Below are 19808 nucleotides of genomic sequence, written 5' to 3'. Positions count from 1 at the left end.
GACATGGCTGACGTAACCCCCATCTACAGCCTGCCGTTCCAGGACACGAACGATGCCCCGAACGGACCGACCCTGGGCGAAGACCTCGCGCTCGCCGTCGAGGATGAGCTGGCCCGCATCGATGCGAACGTTGCCAAGATCAACGGGCTCTCGTGCGCCGTCGCTTCGGACTCCAACGTCGAAGGTCCGTACTCGTCCGCGACCCCCACAGCAGGCACCAACGCCTGCGGTGTCGCGTTCACCGCTCCCGACTCCGGCTCGGTGCTCGTTCACTGGAAGGCGGACTTCTGGTCCTCGCAGAACGACAAGGTGTCGTTCGTGTCGATGGAGGTCCGCTCCGGAGCGACGATCGGCGGCGGGTCGGTCGTGGTCGCCTCGAACAGCAACGACGCGCTCAAGGTCAGCGGGTCGGTGACGAGTGGGGTAGAGGCTCGGCTCGGTGCCGGGACCTTCCGGCTGATCACGGGCCTGACTCCCGGCAACAGCTACCACGCACGGCTCATGCACTTCAGTGAGGCGAGTGGCAACGTCACCGTCTTCTACCGGCAGGTCCTGGTGCAGCCGATGCTCTAGTCGGCCAGCTGTTGCCAAGCGCAACAAGACCCCCTCGCCTACCGAGCGGCGAGGGGGTCTTGCGTGTGTTGCGTCAGTCGCGGGGATCGTATGGGTCCGCAGCCCGCAGGGGAGGCCAGGGACGTTTGACGACCGGCTGCGACGTGACCGGCCAGGCGTCGAACAGCTCCCGCAGGAGCCCGACTGTCACCCGGTCATTGTGCTGCGCGTCCAGGATGCTGATCACGCGTCGGCACAGCGCCTCGGCCGATGGTCGGCCGGTGGCCTCGTCCGCCTGACGAGAGACGGACGAGGACCCGGAGGTCTGTTCGGAGGCGCGCGTGGGCGCGCCCGTCTGAGATGATTCATCCACGGTGCTCTCCAGTGGTAGTGGAGGGTTACCTAGGCGGGGGGTTCGTGCGCCAACACGGCCTCCCGCCGCTCACCCGGGTGGGTGAACAGCAGAAGACTATCTGCAACCGTGCCGTCAGGCACGACGAGGACTGGTCCGTCAGGCGTGCCGATATTCCCCGTGTGTACAGACCGTGTAAGAACGGCGACGCCCCCACCGGTCTGACCGCTACCGATGGGGGCGAAATGTGGCCCTGACCTGCGCGTTTCTATGGAGCCGCCTGTCGGAATCGAACCGACGACCTTCTCATTACGAGTGAGACGCTCTGCCGACTGAGCTAAGGCGGCGGGTGCCGGGGAAGAGTGTAGCGGGAGAGTGGGGGTGGATCCGAATCGGATACCTCGGGGGTGGTCTGGGGCCGGGGTTGGTGAGGGGGTTGTGGTTTGGGTCACCTGCGGGGTGGTGTGCGGGCTGGGTGGTGGAGGGGTGGATGGAACGTGGCGGTGGGGGTGGGCGTCGGAGGGGACGGGTCGGATGGGTGGGATCGGGTTGGGGTGCGGATCGAGAGTGGTGGGGATCGGGCGGGCGTGCGGATCGGGTGGGTGGGAATTGTTTGGGAATGGATTGTTTGGGAAATGCGTTGACTTGGGTTGTGGGATGGGTCAGACTAATTCCCGCAAGCAAAACGGATCTTGAGGAGACATCGTGTACGGGATGCAGAAGCTGACGAGGGCTTGGCGGCTGGGCCGCGGGGCTTTGTCGGTGTGTCTGCGATCCGTCGGCGATGACGCGTTCTATCACCAGCTCAGCACCGAGCCCAGCAACGAACTGAGTGGGCGTACGGCGGGCGGTCCGCCTGGGTGATCTCCTTGTGGAGAGTCCTCAGGGGCCGTCTGAGCCGGGTGTCCGGTGCAGGCGGTCTTTTCTTTTGCCCGGACGGTCTTTCATCGGCCGTTGGGTTTCGTCGGTGCGCAATGGTTGCGGACCGGATTCCAAGCCCGCGTCGTGAGGGTTCGATTCCTTCCACCGATGCTTTTCCGGTATTCACGGATATCGGCATGAACAATGACAACTGGACATTCATCGCATTTCCCCGCGGCGCGTCGCCGCGGGGAGGACCAGCTGTCGGCCAGTGGCCAGGCCGCCTCATTTGGGTTGAGGAGATCGGGGGTTCGAGTCCCTCCAGCTGGACCAGGCGCCCGCAGCATGCTCGCTACCGGCCGAGCGGGCGCCACAAGCGTGCCCTGCGGCGGAAATTCGCCGTACATCCGGCGCAGGGCACCCGTACGCCCGTGGCTCAACCGGACAGAGCGCCTGCCTACGAAGCAGGAGGTTGCAGGTTCGAATCCTGCCGGGCGTGCTGTGTCCGAAGCAGAAGCGGGCGATGCGCCGGGATGTGGACCCGGAGAAAGCGGGTTCGAGCCCCGCCGGACACCCTCCGTACGAAGCGCTCACGCACTGTAGATGAACGCTCCGGCGTAGTACATGCCGGAGTACGCGGCTCTGGTCCAACTGGCAGAGGCACCTGGCTTAGAACCAGGAGGTTCAGGGTTCGAATCCCTGGGGCCGCACGTACGAACAGCAACAGCCGTGCGAACAGCACGAACGAACCGACACCGAGATCGCCGACCTGCCAACCGCCGGTCGGGCACACTGGAAGGGAGGAGGAACCACATGAGCGGTGTGATCGTCCTGAACGCCTCGTACGAGCAGCTGCACGTCGTGTCGATCCCGCACGCCATCCGGATGCTCGTCCGGGAGGTCGCCGTCGTCGAGGAAGCGCACGACGGCGCGCACATCGGTCCGTTCCCCCTGCCCCGGGTGCTGCGACTGGTTCGGTACGTCGTGATGAAGTGGAGGTACGCGTCCGGGCGGCTGCAGTACACGCGCGCCGGCGTACTGAAACGGGACAAGTACACCTGCGCGTACTGCGGTCAGGTGGGCGCGACGACGATGGATCACGTGGTTCCACGGTCACGCGGCGGACGCGGCGAATGGCTGAACGCCGTCGCCGCACACGCGGGATGCAACGAGAAGAAGGGCTCGCGTACGCCGGACGAGGCCGGGATGCCGCTGTTGTGGCAGCCCTGGGTTCCGTCCCGTGCCGAGATAGCGCTCTGACGCGACACCCACCGGTGCCGCCGACGAGCGCGATGCCAGGTGGGCGACGGTGACCCAACCTCGGTTCTGACCCGAGACCCCGCAGGTTCGAGCCCTGCCCTGGCAGCTGTACGCCCGTCGCGCGGCGTGCGTCCTGGTGAGATAAGCCGAGTGTCAGGCCTAGCGGCAGCCGTCTCGAAAACGGCAGGTCCCTTGATCGGGATGTCTGGGTTCGAATCCCAGTCTCACCGCATGTACACGGACGAGGAGAGTGGGGAGATGGAGCTTCCGGTTGAGTTGAGTGGGGCCAAGAGCTCCACGCTGATGTGGGCGGCCGAGCATGAGGTCGGTGCGCAGGCACTGCAGCAGTTGCGGAACATCGCCGCGCTGCCGTGGGTGCACGGCGTACGGGTGATGCCGGACGTACACCTGGGTAAGGGCGCGACCGTCGGGTCGGTGATCGCGATGTACCAGGCGGTGTCGCCGGCCGCGGTCGGGGTCGACATCGGGTGCGGGATGGAAGGTGTACTCACCTCGCTGACCGCTGCCGATCTGCCGGACGACCTGTCGGCGATCCGGTCGCGGATCGAGGCGGCCGTACCGGTGGGGTTCCGGGCGCACGAGGACCCGGTCGGCGTACGGCGGCTCGGGCTGGACCCGCGGCCGTGGGATCGGTTGTGGGGTGGGTTCACGAGCCTGCATGACGGCGTACAGGACCGGGAACGCAAGGCCAAGCAGCAGATGGGGTCGCTGGGTGGCGGAAACCACTTCATCGAGGTGTGCCTCGACGACAAGGACCGCGTGTGGCTGATGCTGCACTCCGGCAGCCGGAACATCGGCAAGGAGCTAGCCGAGCGGCACATGCGGATCGCGCGCGGTCTGCCACACAACACGGACCTGCCGGACCGTGACCTGGCGGTGTTCCTGTCCGGTACGCCGGAGATGGACGCGTACCGCCGGGATCTCACCTGGGCGCAGGAGTACGCGGCCCGGAACCGCGCGGTGATGCTGGCGCTGGTGATGCAGTCGGTGCGGGAGTCGTTCGAGGTGGAGGTGCGGTTCGAGCAGCCGATCTCTTGCCACCACAACTACGTGGCCGAGGAGCAGATCGACGGGCTTGATCTGCTGGTCACCCGCAAGGGCGCGATCCGGGCGGGGCTCGGGGATCTCGGGCTGATCCCCGGATCGATGGGCACCGGGTCGTACGTCGTCCGTGGGCTCGGTTCGGAGCGGTCCTTCTACTCGGCCTCGCACGGGGCAGGCCGACGGATGAGCCGCAACGAGGCGAAGCGGCGGTACACGGTCGAGGACCTGGTTGAGCAGACGGCCGGCGTCGAGTCCCGCAAGGACGCCGGGGTGATCGACGAGATCCCCGCGGCGTACAAGGACATCGACTCGGTCATCGCCGCCCAGTCCGACCTGGTCGAAGTCGTCGCCCACCTGAAGCAGATCATCTGCGTGAAGGGCTGAAGCGGTCAGCAGATCGGGGCGGCCGGTTGGTACGTCAGGTTGGTACGTCAGGGTGGGTGGCTGTGTCGTGTGCCTGCCCGTCGTGCGCCTTCTTCCTTTGCACTAAGCGTACAAGTTCGCGGGGTGGAGGTGGGGAGGTTATCCACAGGCCGTCCGTCGTCGGCAGGGGAGACGGCGGGCGGTGGGGTGGGGATGGTGAGGTCCGCCTGTTGGTAGGGGCAGCGGTTTGCTAAACCGTTGGTCGGGTTGGTCCCGGCTCGCGAGTTCGAGTCTCGCTCTCACCGCTGGGCGGCCGGGATGGACCGGTCGCCCTGCCAGTCCCGTTGGTCTAGTGGGAGGACGCCTGGTTCTCAACCAGGAGATCACCGGTTCGAGTCCGGTACGGGATGCGCGGGAGCACTGTCGTGGGAGAGGCGGGGCGGGCTGTAAACCCGTTGCCTTTGGGCTGAGCAGGTTCGAATCCTGCCTCCTGCACGTAGTAGTCGATCAAACAGAGAGGAGGACCGGCCATGGCCGACCTCAGGAACAGGAAGCGAGTGCCTGGTGGCAGGACCGGTGCTCCGGTTTTGCAGGGACATTCGATGCGGCGCGTGCTGCTGGGTTGTGGGCACGTGCAGCGGGATCGGATCGCGCACCGTGGGGATCACGTGTGGTGCGAGGCCGAATGCTCCGACTGGGTGCAGGTGGTCTCGGTTCAGGAGTAGTACCTAAGGACAGGTAGTGGTCGGCGGCCGGGTAGTGCACCTGAGCGTGGAGACGGTCGGGTGTACGGCGTCTCGCTGGTGTACTACCTGTCCTTACGCACGCGGAACCTGGTTCGACTCCAGGCCACGGGACTTCAAGCGGGCAGCAAAGGATCGAAGTGAACCCCGAGTGACACTGTCGCGTCGGCGCGGCTGGAGAGGATTCGGGCGCGTACGGCGGCGGCCGTCGTCGTCGGGATCGTGAGTAGCCGGCGGTGGCCGATGGTCGTGCCGCGGGCGATTTCGGTCCACGCGCCGTCGACAAGCGCGTCGACGGCGAATGATTCCACGAGCTGTCCGGACGTGATGTCCTCGCGCAGATCCAGCACATTGACCGTACCCGGCAGCTGCACTTCGGTCTCGTAGTACGCCCGCACGGCTGCCCCGAAGGCGGTCAGTGCCTCGACGTCCGGATCGGCGAACAATCCGCGCTGGTCCGGCGGGATGTTCAGCAGCAGTACGGCGTTCCGGCCGACCGACTTGCGATAGATGTCCAGTAGTTCCGGCACCGACTTCACCTCGGTGTCCTCGGCCGCGTGATAAAACCATCCCGGCCGAATCGACACATCGACCTCCGCCGGGTACCAGCGCAGTTCGTCTGCCTCGGCCAGCTGGGCCGGACCGGCTACTTCGGGTGCCGTCTGCGCGGCCACCATTTGCCCGTTGACGAACGGTATGACGCTCCACTCGGTCTCTCGGGCGAACCCGTCTTCGTTGCCGACCCAACGCACGTCCGGCCCACCGATCGCGATCGTCGCGTCCGGCGCGAGCCGCCGAATCAGATTGAACCAGGCCTCGTACGCGTACGTCTGCGCGCTGCTTGTCGGATTCGCCCCGTCCAGCCAGACTTCGGCGATCGGACCGTACGTGGTCAGCAGCTCGTGCAACTGGTTCATGTAGAACCGGTTGTAGTCGTCCACCACGTACTCGAACGAACCGATGCGCGAGGCAACGGCCTGGCTGCCGTTTCCGTAGTACCCGCCGGGTGCCTTCTCCTGATAGAGGTCCGCCGGGGACAGGTACACGCCGAAGCCGATGCCGGTGGTCTGGCAAGCGGCAGACAGTTCCGCGACGACGTCGCCGGAATAGGGTGATGCGGCAACGGTATGCGGCAGGAACTTGCTCGGCCACAGACAGAAACCGTCGTGGTGCTTGGCGGTCAGGATCACGCTCTTGAAACCTGCGGAAACCAAGGCGGATACCCACTGTGAGCAGTCCAGGGCGGACGGGTCGAAGATCGCCGGATCGTCGACGCCGGTCCCCCACTCCAGGCCTGAGAACGTGTTCGGTCCAAAGTGTACGAACGCTGTCAGCTCCTGCCGCTGCCAGGTGACCTGCCGCGGCGTCGGCCGCACCTCCGCCGCGGCCCGCCGTACGCCCTCAATCACAGCAGCAGTACCTTTCCAGGATTCAGCCGGTTGGCGGGATCGAACGACTGCTTGATCCGTCGGTGCAGCTCCAACCCGACCGGGCCCAGCTCGGTCTCCAGCCAGCGCGCCTTGAGCGTACCGATCCCGTGCTCCCCCGTGATCGTCCCGCCGAGCCGCAAACCCAGTTCCATCACCGCGCCGAATGCCGCCAGCGCCCGCGCCTCGGCCGCCGGGTCGTCACGGTCGAAAACCACGGTCGGATGCATGTTCCCGTCACCTACATGCCCTGGGCAACAAATCAGCACGTCGTACTCGCGCGCGATCGCCGCGATTCCCCGAAGCAACGGCACGAGCTGGGAGCGGGCGACCGACACGTCGTCGATCAACGTCACGCCAAGGGGTTCGAGCGCCGAGTTCACCAGCCGGCGTGCTTCGAGGAGCATCCGCGATTCCTCCGCGTCGGATGCTTCGGCGACGTCGATCGCCCCGTGCGCCGTACAGATCTGGGCGATCCGCGCGACGTCCTCGGCCGCGCGTACGCCCCGGTCGGACTGTGCGAGCAGCATCGAGCCGACGTCGGCGGGCAGGCCCATGTCCCGGTAGTCCTGGATCGCGCGCAGCGTCGGCTGGTCCAGGAACTCCAGCAAGGCCGGCCGGAGTCCGGATGCCATCACCGCCGCGGCGGCCGCGATACCGTCCTCGATCGACCGGAATGTCGCCGCCGCGGTCAGCGCGGCCTCGGGCGCCGGCCGCAGCGCGAGGGTCGCCTCGGTCACCACCCCGAGAGTGCCCTCCGAGCCGACGATCAGGCGAGTCAGGTCGTACCCGGCGACCCCCTTCGCGGCCCGCCGCCCGGTCCGGACGACCTCGCCGGATGCCAGCACGACCTCCAGGCCGCGAACGAAATCCGAGGTCACGCCGTACTTCACGCAACACAGCCCGCCCGCGTTGGTAGCGATGTTCCCGCCGATCGTCGACATCTCCCACGACGACGGATCGGGCGGGTAGAACAGGTCCTTCGCGAGCACGGCCCGGGACAGTTCGGCGTTCACCACGCCCGGTTGCACGACCGCGACCTGGTCCTCGACCGAGATCTCCAGGATGCGGTCCATCCGCGCGGTCGACAGCAGCAGACAGCCGTCGATCGCGTTCGCCGCGCCCGACAACCCGGTCCGCGCACCCTGCGTGACCACCGGCACGCCGAACTCGGCGGCAACCCGCATCACCGCCTGTACGTCCGACGTCTCCGCGGGCCGGACGAGCACCCGCGGGACACCCGCCGTACAGAACGTGGCGTGGTCGTTGCGATGACTGTCCAGTACGTCAGGATCGTCGACGACCGCGCCGTCGCCGAGGTCGGACCGGAGCCGTGTTACCAGCGGATCGCTCATCCTTCATCTTGTTCGGCGAGCAACCGAAGGATCAACTCGGCCCGGCGAACACGCTCGCGGCCGAGCGCTGCCGCGGTGCCGGTGAGGTGGGCGCCCACCGGGTAGATGTTCGGCGCGTTGCGCAGGCCCATCTTCAGGTAGACCGGCGCGGCGACCCGGACAATGTCGGGCACGTCGTAGAACCGTACGTGACCGCCCTGATCGTCCGGAACTTCGATGTACATGTCGATCGGTACCGACGTGACCGATCGGATTTCGGCCAGCACGGGCACCGGGAGGTCGGTCGACACGTTCAAGCTGGTCGCGCCGAGACGTTCGTACAACCGCGCGGTCGGTGCATTGGGCAACGGCATCAGGACCGAGGTCTTCAGGACAAGATCCGATGGCAACGATCCGTCGACCTTGAGCGCGCCGAGCAGTTCCAGTACGCCGAGGTCGCCGACGAGCAGGCTGCGTACGCCGAGCTCGACCGCCCGGAACGCGTCGCACAACGAAGCAGCCACCTGGTCATTGCCGCGGGCAACACCACCGACGGCACCCGAAACTTTAGCCTGACCACCGATGTCCCACGCGCCGCGCGGCCCGAGGAACAGGCACACCTCGACGCCCGCGGACGCGCCGAGCGAGAGCATCTCCTCGATCTCGGCGTCGGTCAGCATCATCACCCCGCTGCCCTGCGAGACGCGGTCGATCGTGATGCCGCGCGTCTTTGCCTCCTCGAGCACCGCGGTCATCACCAGCGGGCCCTCGCAGGACGGGATCTCCACCTTGTACGGAGAACCGTCGGGGAAGGTTTTCGCCGAGGCATCCCCCGGCCGGAAGCCGCGGTCGGCGAGCAGGGCACGTGCTTCACGCAGGTTCATTTCTCGCTCCAGGGTCCGAGCTGACCGGCCGACGTCAAATCGCGCGCCGTACCGGTGATCTCCAGGTCGAATCGTTCGGCCGCTTCACTGAGCAGCGCCGGGGTCACCAGCAACTCGTTCGGCGACAACGTGTCCCTGATCCGGGCCAGCCGGAGCTCGGACCAGTGCCGCCGCCCGCACATCGTGACGGCCGCGAGTACGGCCGCCTCGTCGTCTTCCATCACCATCGGCAACCGTGAGCGCCGCGCCCCACCGGCGCCCGAGGTCAGCGCGTTCACGTAGCTCGCGTGCAGGTCGATCTGCTCCAGCAGGCGCGCGGGGATCACGTCCGCCAGGCCGAGACCGGACGCGTTTCCGTGCGACGCCGGCGACAGCGAATGGACGCTGATCGCGGCGATCGACGGTGACTCGAACTCCGGAATCCCGTGTACCCAGCAACGACCGATCACGTTCGTGTCCATGCCGGCGCCGGACTTGTCCTTGCCGAGCTCGTCCACCACGAGTACGTCGAGCTGGTCGAACGGGAGGCGGCCGAGGAGGCTGGACGCCCTTTGCAGTAACGCGTTCTCTGCTGCTTCCGCGATACCGTCCGCTTCGAGGAATTCGACCGATGCGGTTTGCTCGCGGGAGTTTTCGAGGATGGCGAGGCCGCCGATGATCTTGCCCTGTGCAACGATCATTCGCGCGGCGGCTTCGATGTTGGCGCCGAGGGCAGGGATGCCGCCGGCGTGCAGGGACGCGGCGCCGCGGTGGTTGCCGAGGCCGATCGCGAGGATCTTCGCGATGCCGCTCTCGATCGGGCCGTGGAAGTCGGTATGTGGTTTGATCCGGTTCACGAGCAGGACGCCGTCGGCTTTCGCGGCGAGCGCGTCGTGGTGTACCTCGGTGCCGTCGGGAAGGGTGCCGATGACAACTGTTTCCATTGTTGCTTCGATGGCTGCGCCAATGGTTTGCGGGGTGATGCCCAGTCCTTCGAGCATTTCGCGCTGGCCGTCGGCGGTGGCGCCGCCGTGGGAGCCCATGGCGGGGGTCACGAACGGTTCCGCGCCGGCGTCGCGGAGCCAGTCGACGGCTGCTTTCACCACTGGTACGAGGTCGTGGATGCCGCGGCTGCCGGCCGTGACCGCGATCCGGGCGCCGGGGTGGATGCGGTCGCGGAGTGGCTCCAGGGCGGTGCGGGCGTCGGCGTACGGGTCAGTCGAGACTGGTAAGTCGGTAAGAATCCGCCGGATCGGGGTGACCTGCGGGAGAGTTCCCGCAGGCCGCAAACCCCGAACAGCCTCAAACAATCCCCAGGATTGCGGACCGGACATCAGTGGCTCTGTCTGGCGACTGTTGAGCCGGTGCGGCCTACCAGGAAGTCCAGGTCGCAGCCTTGGTTTGCCTGGGTTACGTGGTCTATGTAGAGGCGGGCCCAGCCACGGTCCGTTGGTGGGGTTGGTGGCTGCCAGTCGGCGCGCCGCTTCTCCAGTTCCTCGTCCGGAACATCCAGATGGAGACGTCGCGCCGGCACGTCCAACTCGATCCAGTCCCCGGTGCGTACCAGCGCCAGTGGTCCACCAACAGCCGCTTCCGGCGTCACATGCAGTACGACGGTCCCGTACGCCGTCCCGCTCATCCGGGCGTCGGAGATCCGCACCATGTCGTCGACACCGATCTCGGCCAGTTTGCGCGGGATCGTCAGATTTCCGACCTCAGGCATTCCCGGGTACCCTCGCGGTCCGGCGTTCTGCAGTACCAGCACGGTGTCCTCGTCGACATCGAGCTCCGGGTCCTCGACCGCCTTGTCGTACTCCTCGATGCTGCTGAACACCAGCGCCTTGCCCCGATGCCGCGACAGCCGCTCGGACGCCGCCGACTGCTTGATCACCGCACCGTCAGGCGCCAGATTCCCCTTCAGTACGGCGGTCCCGGCGCCACTACCGAGCGGATCGCCGACCGGCCGGATCACCGCGTACGTCTGGCTGCCCGGCGCGGCGCCCGGGATCGTCGCCTCGATCCGCTCCGCGTTCGCGACGTTCTCGCCGATCGTCTTCCCGGTGACCGTGATCGCGTCGGTCTTGAGCAGCGGCAGGATCTCCTTCATCACCGCGGGCAGACCGCCGGCGTAGTAGAAGTCCTCCATCAGGTACTTGCCGGACGGCTGCAGGTCGACCAGCCACGGTACGCCCCGCGCCCACTCGTCGAGGTCGTCGAGCGTGACGTCGACGCCAACTCGGCCGGCGATCGCGAGCAGGTGGATGACAAAGTTGGTCGAACCACCGATCGCCGCGTTCGCGCGGACCGCGTTCGCGAACGCGTCCCGGGTCAGGATGTCGCTCGGCTTCAGGTCCTCCTTGACCATTTCGACGATCCGCTGCCCGGACTTCTGCGCGATCACGTACCGGCGCGAGTCGACGGCGGGGATCGCCGCGGAGCCGGTCAGCTGCAGACCGAGCGCCTCGGCCATGCAGGCCATCGTGGACGCGGTGCCCATCGTCATGCAGTGGCCGTTGCTGCGTGACTGGCCGGCCTCGGCCGCGGCGAAATCCTCGGCCGACATCCGGCCGGCGTTCAGGTCCTGGGTGAACCGCCAGACCGCCGTGCCCGAGCCGATGTCGCAGCCGCGGAATTTACCGTTCAACATCGGGCCGCCGGTGACGACGACGGTCGGGAGGTCGACACTCGCGGCGCCCATGATCGAGCCCGGCGTGGTCTTGTCACATCCGGTCAGCAGGACGACACCGTCGAGCGGGTTGCCGCGCAACGACTCCTCGACGTCCATGCTGAGCAGGTTCCGGAACAGCATCGCGGTCGGTCGCAGCAGCGTCTCGCCGAGCGACATCACCGGGAACTCCAGCGGGAATCCACCGGCCTGCCAGACGCCGCGCTTGACCGAGTCGGCGAGCCGGCGCAGGTGCGCGTTGCAGGGGGTCAGCTCGGACCAGGTGTTGCAGATGCCGATCACCGGGCGGCCGTCGAACGCCTCCTCGGAGAAGCCCTGCGACTTCATCCAGGACCGGTGGATGAACCCGTTCCGGCCCTTTTCGCCGAACCAGTGGTCGAAGCTCCGGCGCCCGCTCGACGCCGGCACCCCTTCACCAGCCAGCACATTGCCCTCGGCCGGGTGCACTCCCCCCTCGGCCCGCACGCCCCCATCGGCCGAGCCGTTGGTCCCGGCCGGGGCGTTGATTGCGGCCGGGTCGTTGATTGCGGCCGGGTCGTTGATTGCGGCCGGGTCGTTGATTGCGGCCGGGTCGTTGGTCGGAGGTTGATCAGTCATCGTGTCACCTCGGCTGTGGTCACGGTCCCGTTCACCCGGCGGGTGATTCCAGCCGGGTTGGAGTCCTTCAGTACGTCCGGGAGCACCGCGTCGGGCGTGTCCTGGTATGCGACCGGACGCTGGAACCGGCGGGCCGCGGTGACGCCGACGCTGGTGTGGATCGAGCCGACCGTCGACGGGAACGGGCCGCCGTGGTGCTGGGCCCAGGAGACCGCGACGCCGGTGGGCCAGCCGTTCCAGAGGACGCGACCTGCGCGCGCGGTCAGCAGCGGCAGAAGCTCGCGGGCCAGGTCGGCGTCGGCGTCCTCCGCGTGCAGGGTCGCGGTCAGGTTGCCGTCGAAGGCCTCGACAGCCTGTACGAGTTCGTCGCGATCGTTGTACTCGACAACGATCGACACCGGGCCGAAGCACTCCTCAAGGATCTCGTCACGGCGAGCCAGCAGCTCAGGCACAGTTGTCTGAAGCAACGATGCGCCATCTCCTGCCGTGGACCAGACGCGTACTCCGTCGACCTTCCGCAGGCGGTCCAGGCCGGAGGTGAAGCCTGACTTGATGCGGTCGTTCAGCATCGGCGCCTGGGCCACACCCCCGACGGCTTCGACGAGTTGGTCCTGCAGGCCATGACCGGACGGTACGAACAGCAGGCCGGGCTTCGTACAGAACTGACCGACGCCGAGGGTGAACGATCCCACGTACCCGGTCGCGATGTCCTTGCCGCGGGCATCGATCGCTGCCTGGGTGACGAACACCGGGTTCAGGCTGCCGAGCTCGCCGTAGAACGGGATCGGCTCCGGCCGGGTGACCGCGATCTCGTGCAGCGCCTTGCCCGCCGGTACCGATCCGGTGAAGCCGGCGGCGGTGATCCGTGGGTCCTTCAGCGCGGTCACGCCGACGTCGAAACCGGAGATCAGGCCGAACGTACCGTCGGGTGCGCCGGCTTGTTTCAGCGCGTCGATCATCACGGCGGCGGTGCGTACGGAGAGCTCTGGGTGGCCTGGGTGTGCTTTGACGATCACCGGGCAGCCGGCGGCGAGGGCGGATGCGGTGTCGCCGCCGCAGACACTGAAGGCGAACGGGAAGTTGCTGGCAGCAAATACCAGGACTGGGCCGAGGGGTACCAGTACGCGGCGGAGGTCGGGGCGCGGGACTGGTTTGGCTTGTGCGTCCGCGGTGTCGATGGTGACTTCCAGCAGGGCGCCTTCTTCGAGGGCGTCGGCGAACATCCGGAGCTGGCCGGTACTGCGCGCGACCTCGCCGGTGAGTCGTGCCTCCGGGAGTGCGGACTCCCGCATCGCGATCGGCACCAGCTCGTCCTTCGCTGCATCCAGGGCGTCGGCGACGGCACGAATCCAGCCCGCGCGAACGGACGGCTCGGAGGAGCCAAAGGCGGGGGCGGGGGCGGCCGCAGCTGCCGCGGCAAGCGCCTGCTCAAGCTGAGCGGGGGTCGTGTCGGCGGACGGGTGCTTGGCGCCGGGCGTGGGCCCGGTGGTGGAGTTGGGCTCGATGCCGGGGGCCGGGGTCATCGGGTTCCTTCCAGGTTGGTGGTGGCGAGGAACGTGAACGGGGCGCGGCCGGTCGCCACGGTGTTGGTCAGGGTGCCGAGTTCGTCGATGGTGATCGTGATGACGTCACCTTCGGTCAGGGCGAAGTCCAGGTCGGGGACGATTCCGGTGCCGGTGGCAAGGATCACACCGTCGGGGAAGTCGTTCGGCAGGAACAGTACGTCGATCAGATCCGGCAACTGACGGACCAGTTTCGCGGTCGAAGTGCGCTCCGCGAACACCTCCGTACCGTCCCGCTCGATCACCAGCTCGATCCCGAGGTTCTTCGGATCCTCGACCTCCCACGCGGGCCGGATGCCCGACGCGAGCGCGCATCCACCGGCGAACAGTTTCGCCTGCGGTACGTACAACGGGTTGATGCCCTCGATCGAGCGTGAACTCATGTCGTTGCAGATCGTGTACCCGACGATCTCACCGTGGCTGTTGGCAACTACCGCGAGCTCCGGCTCAGGTACGTCATGCCCCGAATCGGACCGAATGCCGACCGGTTCGCCGTCCACGACGACCCGCCAGGCGGGTGCCTTCTGGAACAGTTCGGGTCGCTCGGCGGTGTAGACCTTGTCGTACACCGACTGCTCGCTGCTCTCCTCCATCCGGGCGCCGCGGGATCGCTCGTACGTGACGCCCGCGCACCAAACCTCACCCCGCCCGTCGAGCGGCGGCAGGAAGGTCAGCCCCGCGGCCGGCAGCTCGGCGCCGACCTTGCCGACGGCGGTCTGCAACTCGGCGAGCGGGAGCCGCAGCAACTCGGCGAAGCTGTTGACACCCTCCAACGGCGCGACCGAGTCGCCGGTACGCACACCTGGGATCGGCCGGCCGTCGACCGGGGACAGATAACGGACCAAATGCATGAAGATGCCTTTCCTCTACATCGACGTACCGAGCAGACCGCGGGTGATCTGGAAACCGACATTGCCCGAGGCAACGGCTTTCGGAACGAGGCGGCGACTGGCGACCGCGGCGATCGTGTCCAGCCCGATCCGGGCCTGCTGGGCGGCGGCGCCGGTGGTGACCGCGTCCAGGTCGTCGCCGTACGTCGCGACCGTCTCCGGGTCGTTGCTGAATTCAACGACCGGTACGAACCGCTGCGCCGACAAGGTGCCGCCGGCAACATGCGCGAGGATCTGCTGGACACCGGTCGCACCGAACCCGGTAGCGGTCTCCATCCAGTCCGTACCCGGCATCCGCATCACGTGCCAGCCCGGTGCCGCGAGCCGCTGCCCGTGCGCGATCGTCGGCCCGACCGGGTCCGGCGAGCCGAACGCCGTCGCCCGGAACGTGGTGTCGGCGAGTAGTGCGCCACGTGACGACAGTACGACGGAACCGCCGAAGCCGACGATCTCGCGCCCGATCAGCGCGAGCGCTTCGGCAGTCGTGTCCGAGAACGGGCCGCGCGCCTCCAGCCCGATCGTGAGCGCACCGAGATCACCGGATTCGTCGGCAGGCGCCGGCAACTGGAAGCCGTTGAACCACTCCTTGACCCGGTCGCCGACCGCGTCCAGACCACCGTCGGCCTGAATGCTCGCCCAGCCGAAGCGGGCCGGATCGGCGCCTGCCTCGACCAGCCGGGAACGGAAGTAGTCGTTGTGCGTCTTCTCGCAGCCGTGCTCCAGCAGCAGCGCCATCCGGGTGTTCGGGTGCAGCAGGTAACCGAGCATGATCCGCGCGAACGTCTCCTCGGACGCGCCGCCGCTGCTGCCGCAACCCTCGGTGTGCGGGAGGGCGACCATCCGCGTGACCGCGTCGCCGGCCCATTTCTCCCGTTCGGCCTGGGCCGCGATCCGCAACGCGATCTGGCCCGAGCAGAGGCTGGTCGGCAAGATCAGGCCGACGGCCTCGGGTACCAGCCGATCGTCGACGCGGAGCAGTTCGGCGTGGGTACGCCGGGCGGACGTGAGGCCCTGGTGCGGCAGTCCGTCGAGCGGGGCGTCGCGATCTTCGGCCGGGAGGTCGGCGAGCGTGCGGCTCATCCGCCCGTCCGTACTGATCGAGATACCGTCGCGCGGACCGGTCTGCTTCCAGTTCCGCCAGATCGACACCTGGCTGTGGCCGGCCCGCTCGCCGGCGCTCTTCTCGCCGGACGCGACCCGAACGACCAGGTCGAAGGTTTCCGCGGTCAGGTCCGCCATCGTCGTACCGGTGAGGTACTTGCCCGCGTCAACATCCATCTCGGCCTGCAGTCGCTCGTACCTGGCACTCGTCGTGACGAACTTGAGCGTCGGGACGAACGGGAAGTTGGTGATCGAGCCGTTGCCGGTGGTGAAGAAGATCAGGTTGCAGCCGCTGCCGATCTGACCGGCGACCGATTCGAGGTCGTTGCCCGGGCTGTCCATGAAGATGTAGCCGTCACCAGGCAGGGGCTCGGCGTAGTCGATGACGTGATCGAGGCGTACCTCGCGGGGCAGCTTGCGGGCGGCTCCGATCGACTTGAGCACGATGTTGTAGAGCCCGCGGTACACGTTGCCGCCGGACGGATTGCCCTCGGCGGTGTGCCCGTGCCAGCCGACCCGCTCCTTGAACGACTTGATCGTGGCCAGAAAACGCTTCGCGGTGGCCAGGTCGCGGACGTTCTTCAGGACGTACGGCTCGGCGCCGATCAGCTCGTCGGTCTCGGCGAGTACCGCGGTGCCGCCGTGGCGGATCACCTCCGCGCTGACCTGGCCCGCGAGCGGGTTCGCGGAGATCCCCGAGAACGCGTCGGAACCGCCGCACTGCAGCGCGATCTTCAGGTCCGCGAGCGGCACCTCGACCCGCGGCTTCGCGTCGACGACCGGCAGCCACGGCTCGACCAGCGCGCCGGCGGTCGTCAGGTCGTGCTCGAATCCGGCCTTCCGGGTGAAGTACGCATGCGGCACCTTGAGCGCCGGGTAGTCGTGCTCGGCCATGAAGTTCTTGATCGCCTGGCCGGACACGACGTCACCCTCGGTGTCGACGATCAGGACCGCGCCGACGTTCGGGTTCAGCGTGAAACCGGCCAACGTGGCGAGCAGGAAGTGCAGGTTGTTGGGTACGTCGTCCTCGCCGCCCTCGGTGTGCGCGACCGGTACGACCCCATCGCCCGCGTCGGCGCCGTCGAACCGGCGGGCCAGCTCGGTGACGAACCCGCTGCCGCGGGAGCTGGTCGCGAGCAGGACGACATGGTTCCGGGTGCCGGCCGGGCCTTGTTCACGCGGGTAGCCGAGGAAGGTGCCGGGTTGCTCGACGCTTGTCACCTGGGCGCCGAAGTGGAGCGCGGACTCGTCCAGCTCGTACGGGTCGAGGGGTTCGTTGGTCGCCGATGGTTCCGCGGGCAGTCCCTCCACGCCGCGGGCGGTCACGGCGGCGAGGCTGGTCGGCGTACACACGTAGTCACCTGGGAGCAGATCGCGGGAGGCGCGCGCGAACGCGGTGTTCCAGGAGGTCAGGGCGGCTCCGGTCGCGACCGGAGTGACTACGAAGCGGTGCCCTTCGAGCACGGTGTGCGGCAGCGTCACCGCCGCGCCGTCCAGCTCGATCACCGTGCCGGCCTCGAGCCGCCGGGAGGCGATTGCCACGTTGTCACCAGGCTCAGGCAGCACGCCGATCTGTTCGAACCTCACCATCGTCCGCGCCTTCCTGTAGCTCACTCGGGCCAGAATCGTGCATGATGCATGATTACCAGTGTTACCCTGCCGAAACCTGACCGACGGGGTCAAGACCGCGACCAGATTCCGGAGACATCAGATGGCGGAAACGTTGGGCCCCACCGAGTCGATCGGGCCAACGGCGGCGATGGACCGGCGGGTGTTGCGGCGGCAGATGCTGGCCGACGACGTGTACGAGGCGATCAAGACGATGCTGATGGACCACGTCATCCGGCCGGGCGCGCGGATCTCGATCGACGGGCTGGCCCGCGAGTTCCAGGTGTCGTCGACCCCGGTCCGCGAGGCACTGGCCCGGCTCGAGTCGGAAGGGCTGGCGGTCAAGGAACCACTGAAGGGGTACCGGGCGACGCCGCTACTCACCTTGGAAGAGTTCGACGACCTGTACCGCTTCCGGCTCCTCCTCGAACCCTGGGCCGCCCGCCGAGCCGCCGAACTCATCTCCCCCGAAGGCCGCGCCCGCCTCGAAGCCGAACTCGCGAACGCGGTCGAGCCGACCTCCATCGATTACGCCGGCTACAAATCCCTCACCGCGCACGACAACCGGTTCCACTCCCTCATCGCGTCGCTGTCCGGAAGCGAACAAGTGCGGCAGGCGTTCGAACGTACCCACTGCCACCTGCACATCTTCCGCCTCCACTACAACCGCGACATCGGCCCCGAGGTACTGACCGAACACCGCGTCCTCGTCGAGGCCATCACCTCCGGCGACCCCACCGCCGCCGAAGCCGCCATGACCCACCACATCGAAAACTCGATGACACTGCGGTTACGCCGCATCTACGAGTAGCGCAACTCGTGCCGTAAGGACAGGTAGTGGTGGAGGCGGGGTACTGCACCTGAGCGTGGATGTGCTGACGCGTACGGTGTCTCGCCGGTGCACTACCTGTTCTTACGCACGGCTCCTACTTGCGGATGATCAGGGCGTCTCCTACTGGGCGTTCGCCGCTGGCGTCCGAGGGGGTGTTGAGGATGTTGCCGTTGGCAACCATGGTGGTGGAGCCGCCGCCGTCCAGGTTGAGGGCTTCGGTGAGGTGGAAGGACTTGGCCACGGCGGCGGCTTCGGCGATGGAGAGGCCGAGGCTGTTGACGTTGCGGCCGTCGGCGGTGATCAGGACGGTGCGGCCGTGGTCGTCCACGCCGGCGATGGTCCGGGGGTTTCGTTTGTGGACCCAGCCGTAGTAGAAGCTCGGGGTGGACTGGACCATGCCGTCGGCGGCCGCGGTGGCGTGGATCTGGCCGTTGCGGATCAGTTCGGGGCCGCCGTTGACGATTGTCGTGCGCGGGGTCAGCGGAACCGGCCGGCCGCGCTCGTCGAGCAGGACCGAGCGGATCGACAGCGGCCTGCCGACCTTGGCGGTGGCGAGGAGCGGCGCGACCAGGTTGCCGATCGCCTGTACGGTGCGGCCGCCCTCGGGGATCGCGCCGCCGCGAGTGGTCGGGCGGATCGCGGTGACGATGCCGCGCTTGTTCACGATCACCTCGGCGCCGGGTCCGCTCGGCGTCGCGGCGCCGTACGACTCGTCGTACGCGATCAGCTCGTCGGGATCGGTGCAGGTGACGTCGTGCAACGGCTTCGCGGTCGGGAGGTCATCGGCTGTGCCACCACAGTTGCGGATCAAGCCGGGTACGCGGTTCAGTCCGTCCAGCGGGAGTACTTTGCCGCCCGCCCGGAGTTCGCCGCGCCAGGTGAAACGGTCGACGGAAGTGCCGCGCGGGCCGAGTACGAGGGCGGGGCGGCCGTTGGTGGGTTCGCTGACCAGGCGGCCGTCGTACACGCCGACGCCGGCCGGGTCGCCGGGCGCGCCGGACTTCGGGTCGAGGACGAAGAAGCCGGCGTTGACCGCGGCGGTCGCGCCGGTGAGGGTGGCGAGCGTGCTCGTGGTCTCGCGGGCCTCGAGGTCCGGGCCGTACGTCGCGTCGAGCGTGCCGCGGAACTTCTTCGGGTCGATCGTCAGGACCTGTACATGCCAAGGTCCGGTCGAGCCGGCGAGGTCGTCGGGTTCACCGTCCCAGCCGGTGTAGAGGCTCGATCCGTTCAGACCGGCGGCGATCACCTTCGTACGCAGTGCGTCGGCCTCGGCCTTCGTACCGAGCAACCCGAGCCGGACGCGGTACCCGAGACTGCCGCCACCGGCGTCGGCGAGCTGGGGTGTCGGGACTTCTTCGACCCGCGGGTCGAGGCCGGCCGCGCGGAGTTTGGCCGCGGCCTTGTCCGCGCCGGCCCGGTCGGAGAGCGCGGCGGCGGGCGTGTCCGGGTCCGGGGACGTGGACGGGATCGCGACCTCGACGGTCCAGCTGGCATTCGGGTCGGTGTGGCCGCGGACGATGGTGGTGAGCGTGACCCCCGGCTGCAGCGTGCGGGTGTCGCGGGTTTCGGTCAGGCCGCCGGGACCGAGGGGCAGGTGTGGCACCGGCGGGGTGGCGATCGCGGTGGTGCCACCGAGGGTCAGGGAGAGGCAGAGGGCGGACAGGCCCAGGCATCGCAGGGTCATAGGACGTTCCTACGGTCCACCGCGTACG

Annotated in this window: 14 protein-coding genes and 9 tRNA genes; 13 read left to right on the top strand and 10 right to left on the bottom strand. The window is 67.8% G+C overall.

Features of this window, described 5'->3' with window-relative positions; genetic code table 11:
- Positions 1-3: 3 nt before the first annotated feature.
- On the top strand, positions 4-573 hold the full coding sequence (locus HDA44_RS28570) for a hypothetical protein (protein WP_184839606.1): 570 nt from the start codon (positions 4-6) through the stop codon (positions 571-573).
- A 602-nt stretch (positions 574-1175) separates the two neighbouring features.
- On the opposite strand, the gene HDA44_RS28565 is transcribed toward HDA44_RS28570, so the two are convergent.
- Positions 1176-1251 (bottom strand) — tRNA-Thr (locus tag HDA44_RS28565).
- A 367-nt stretch (positions 1252-1618) separates the two neighbouring features.
- Here HDA44_RS28565 and HDA44_RS28560 point away from each other — a divergent pair.
- The 11 genes from HDA44_RS28560 to HDA44_RS28510 all read left to right on the top strand — a co-directional run bounded on the left by HDA44_RS28560 (position 1619) and on the right by HDA44_RS28510 (position 4948).
- The gene (locus HDA44_RS28560; protein WP_184839604.1) at positions 1619-1768 is read left to right on the top strand and encodes a hypothetical protein; all 150 of its coding nucleotides are present in this window, start codon (positions 1619-1621) and stop codon (positions 1766-1768) included.
- Positions 1769-2022: 254 nt separating this feature from the next.
- A tRNA-Pro gene (locus tag HDA44_RS28555) sits at positions 2023-2098 on the top strand.
- Positions 2099-2190: 92 nt separating this feature from the next.
- Positions 2191-2264, top strand: a tRNA-Arg gene (locus tag HDA44_RS28550).
- Positions 2265-2266: 2 nt separating this feature from the next.
- Positions 2267-2340: transfer RNA gene (locus tag HDA44_RS28545), tRNA-His, on the top strand.
- A gap of 61 nt (positions 2341-2401) precedes the next feature.
- Positions 2402-2475: transfer RNA gene (locus HDA44_RS28540), tRNA-Leu, on the top strand.
- A 103-nt stretch (positions 2476-2578) separates the two neighbouring features.
- On the top strand, positions 2579-3025 hold the full coding sequence (locus HDA44_RS28535; RefSeq protein WP_184839602.1) for an HNH endonuclease: 447 nt from the start codon (positions 2579-2581) through the stop codon (positions 3023-3025).
- A gap of 135 nt (positions 3026-3160) precedes the next feature.
- Positions 3161-3255 (top strand) — tRNA-Ser (locus HDA44_RS28530).
- Between the two features lies 1 nt (position 3256).
- Positions 3257-4474, top strand: coding sequence for an RtcB family protein (locus HDA44_RS28525; RefSeq protein WP_238352575.1), 1218 nt, complete (start codon positions 3257-3259; stop codon positions 4472-4474).
- 194 nt (positions 4475-4668) lie between these two features.
- Positions 4669-4758, top strand: a tRNA-Ser gene (locus HDA44_RS28520).
- Positions 4759-4791: 33 nt separating this feature from the next.
- Positions 4792-4863: transfer RNA gene (locus HDA44_RS28515), tRNA-Glu, on the top strand.
- Between the two features lies 1 nt (position 4864).
- Positions 4865-4948, top strand: a tRNA-Tyr gene (locus HDA44_RS28510).
- Between the two features lie 364 nt (positions 4949-5312).
- Here HDA44_RS28510 and HDA44_RS28505 read toward each other — a convergent pair.
- From HDA44_RS28505 to HDA44_RS28470, 8 genes are read right to left on the bottom strand one after another with little or no spacing between them, the layout of a single operon-like run.
- Positions 5313-6605, bottom strand: a complete 1293-nt coding sequence (locus HDA44_RS28505; protein WP_184839598.1) for an alpha-L-fucosidase — start codon at positions 6603-6605, stop codon at positions 5313-5315.
- Positions 6602-7978: an FAD-binding oxidoreductase gene (locus HDA44_RS28500; RefSeq protein ID WP_184839596.1), complete on the bottom strand. Its 1377-nt coding sequence runs from the start codon at positions 7976-7978 to the stop codon at positions 6602-6604. The genes HDA44_RS28505 and HDA44_RS28500 overlap by 4 nt, the downstream gene beginning before the upstream one ends.
- A complete protein-coding gene (locus HDA44_RS28495) occupies positions 7975-8841 on the bottom strand; it encodes a hypothetical protein (protein WP_184839594.1) in 867 nt (288 codons plus the stop codon). The genes HDA44_RS28500 and HDA44_RS28495 overlap by 4 nt, the downstream gene beginning before the upstream one ends.
- Entirely contained in the window at positions 8838-10109 is a 1272-nt protein-coding gene (locus tag HDA44_RS28490) for a nickel pincer cofactor-dependent isomerase, group 22 (protein WP_238352574.1), read from the bottom strand. The genes HDA44_RS28495 and HDA44_RS28490 overlap by 4 nt, the downstream gene beginning before the upstream one ends.
- Before the next feature lie 44 nt (positions 10110-10153).
- Complete coding sequence (locus tag HDA44_RS28485) at positions 10154-12103, bottom strand: IlvD/Edd family dehydratase (protein ID WP_238352573.1); 1950 nt, start codon at positions 12101-12103, stop codon at positions 10154-10156.
- Entirely contained in the window at positions 12100-13626 is a 1527-nt protein-coding gene (locus tag HDA44_RS28480) for an aldehyde dehydrogenase (NADP(+)) (protein ID WP_184839590.1), read from the bottom strand. The genes HDA44_RS28485 and HDA44_RS28480 overlap by 4 nt, the downstream gene beginning before the upstream one ends.
- The gene (locus HDA44_RS28475) at positions 13623-14516 is read right to left on the bottom strand and encodes a fumarylacetoacetate hydrolase family protein (protein WP_184839588.1); all 894 of its coding nucleotides are present in this window, start codon (positions 14514-14516) and stop codon (positions 13623-13625) included. The genes HDA44_RS28480 and HDA44_RS28475 overlap by 4 nt, the downstream gene beginning before the upstream one ends.
- A gap of 15 nt (positions 14517-14531) precedes the next feature.
- A complete protein-coding gene (locus HDA44_RS28470) occupies positions 14532-17246 on the bottom strand; it encodes a UxaA family hydrolase (protein ID WP_184839586.1) in 2715 nt (904 codons plus the stop codon).
- Positions 17247-17367: 121 nt separating this feature from the next.
- On the opposite strand from HDA44_RS28470, the gene HDA44_RS28465 reads away from it, so the two are divergent.
- Positions 17368-18075 (top strand): GntR family transcriptional regulator, encoded by a 708-nt coding sequence (locus HDA44_RS28465; protein WP_238352572.1) that lies wholly within the window; start codon positions 17368-17370, stop codon positions 18073-18075.
- A gap of 115 nt (positions 18076-18190) precedes the next feature.
- Here HDA44_RS28465 and HDA44_RS28460 read toward each other — a convergent pair whose 3' ends face one another.
- Positions 18191-19780, bottom strand: coding sequence for a phosphodiester glycosidase family protein (locus HDA44_RS28460; protein WP_184839584.1), 1590 nt, complete (start codon positions 19778-19780; stop codon positions 18191-18193).
- Between the last annotated feature and the right edge of the window lie 28 nt (positions 19781-19808).

It is taken from the genome of Kribbella solani, from assembly GCF_014205295.1.
Taxonomy (GTDB): Bacteria; Actinomycetota; Actinomycetes; order Propionibacteriales; family Kribbellaceae; genus Kribbella; species Kribbella solani.
This window is presented reverse-complemented; position numbering and strand designations above follow the sequence as displayed.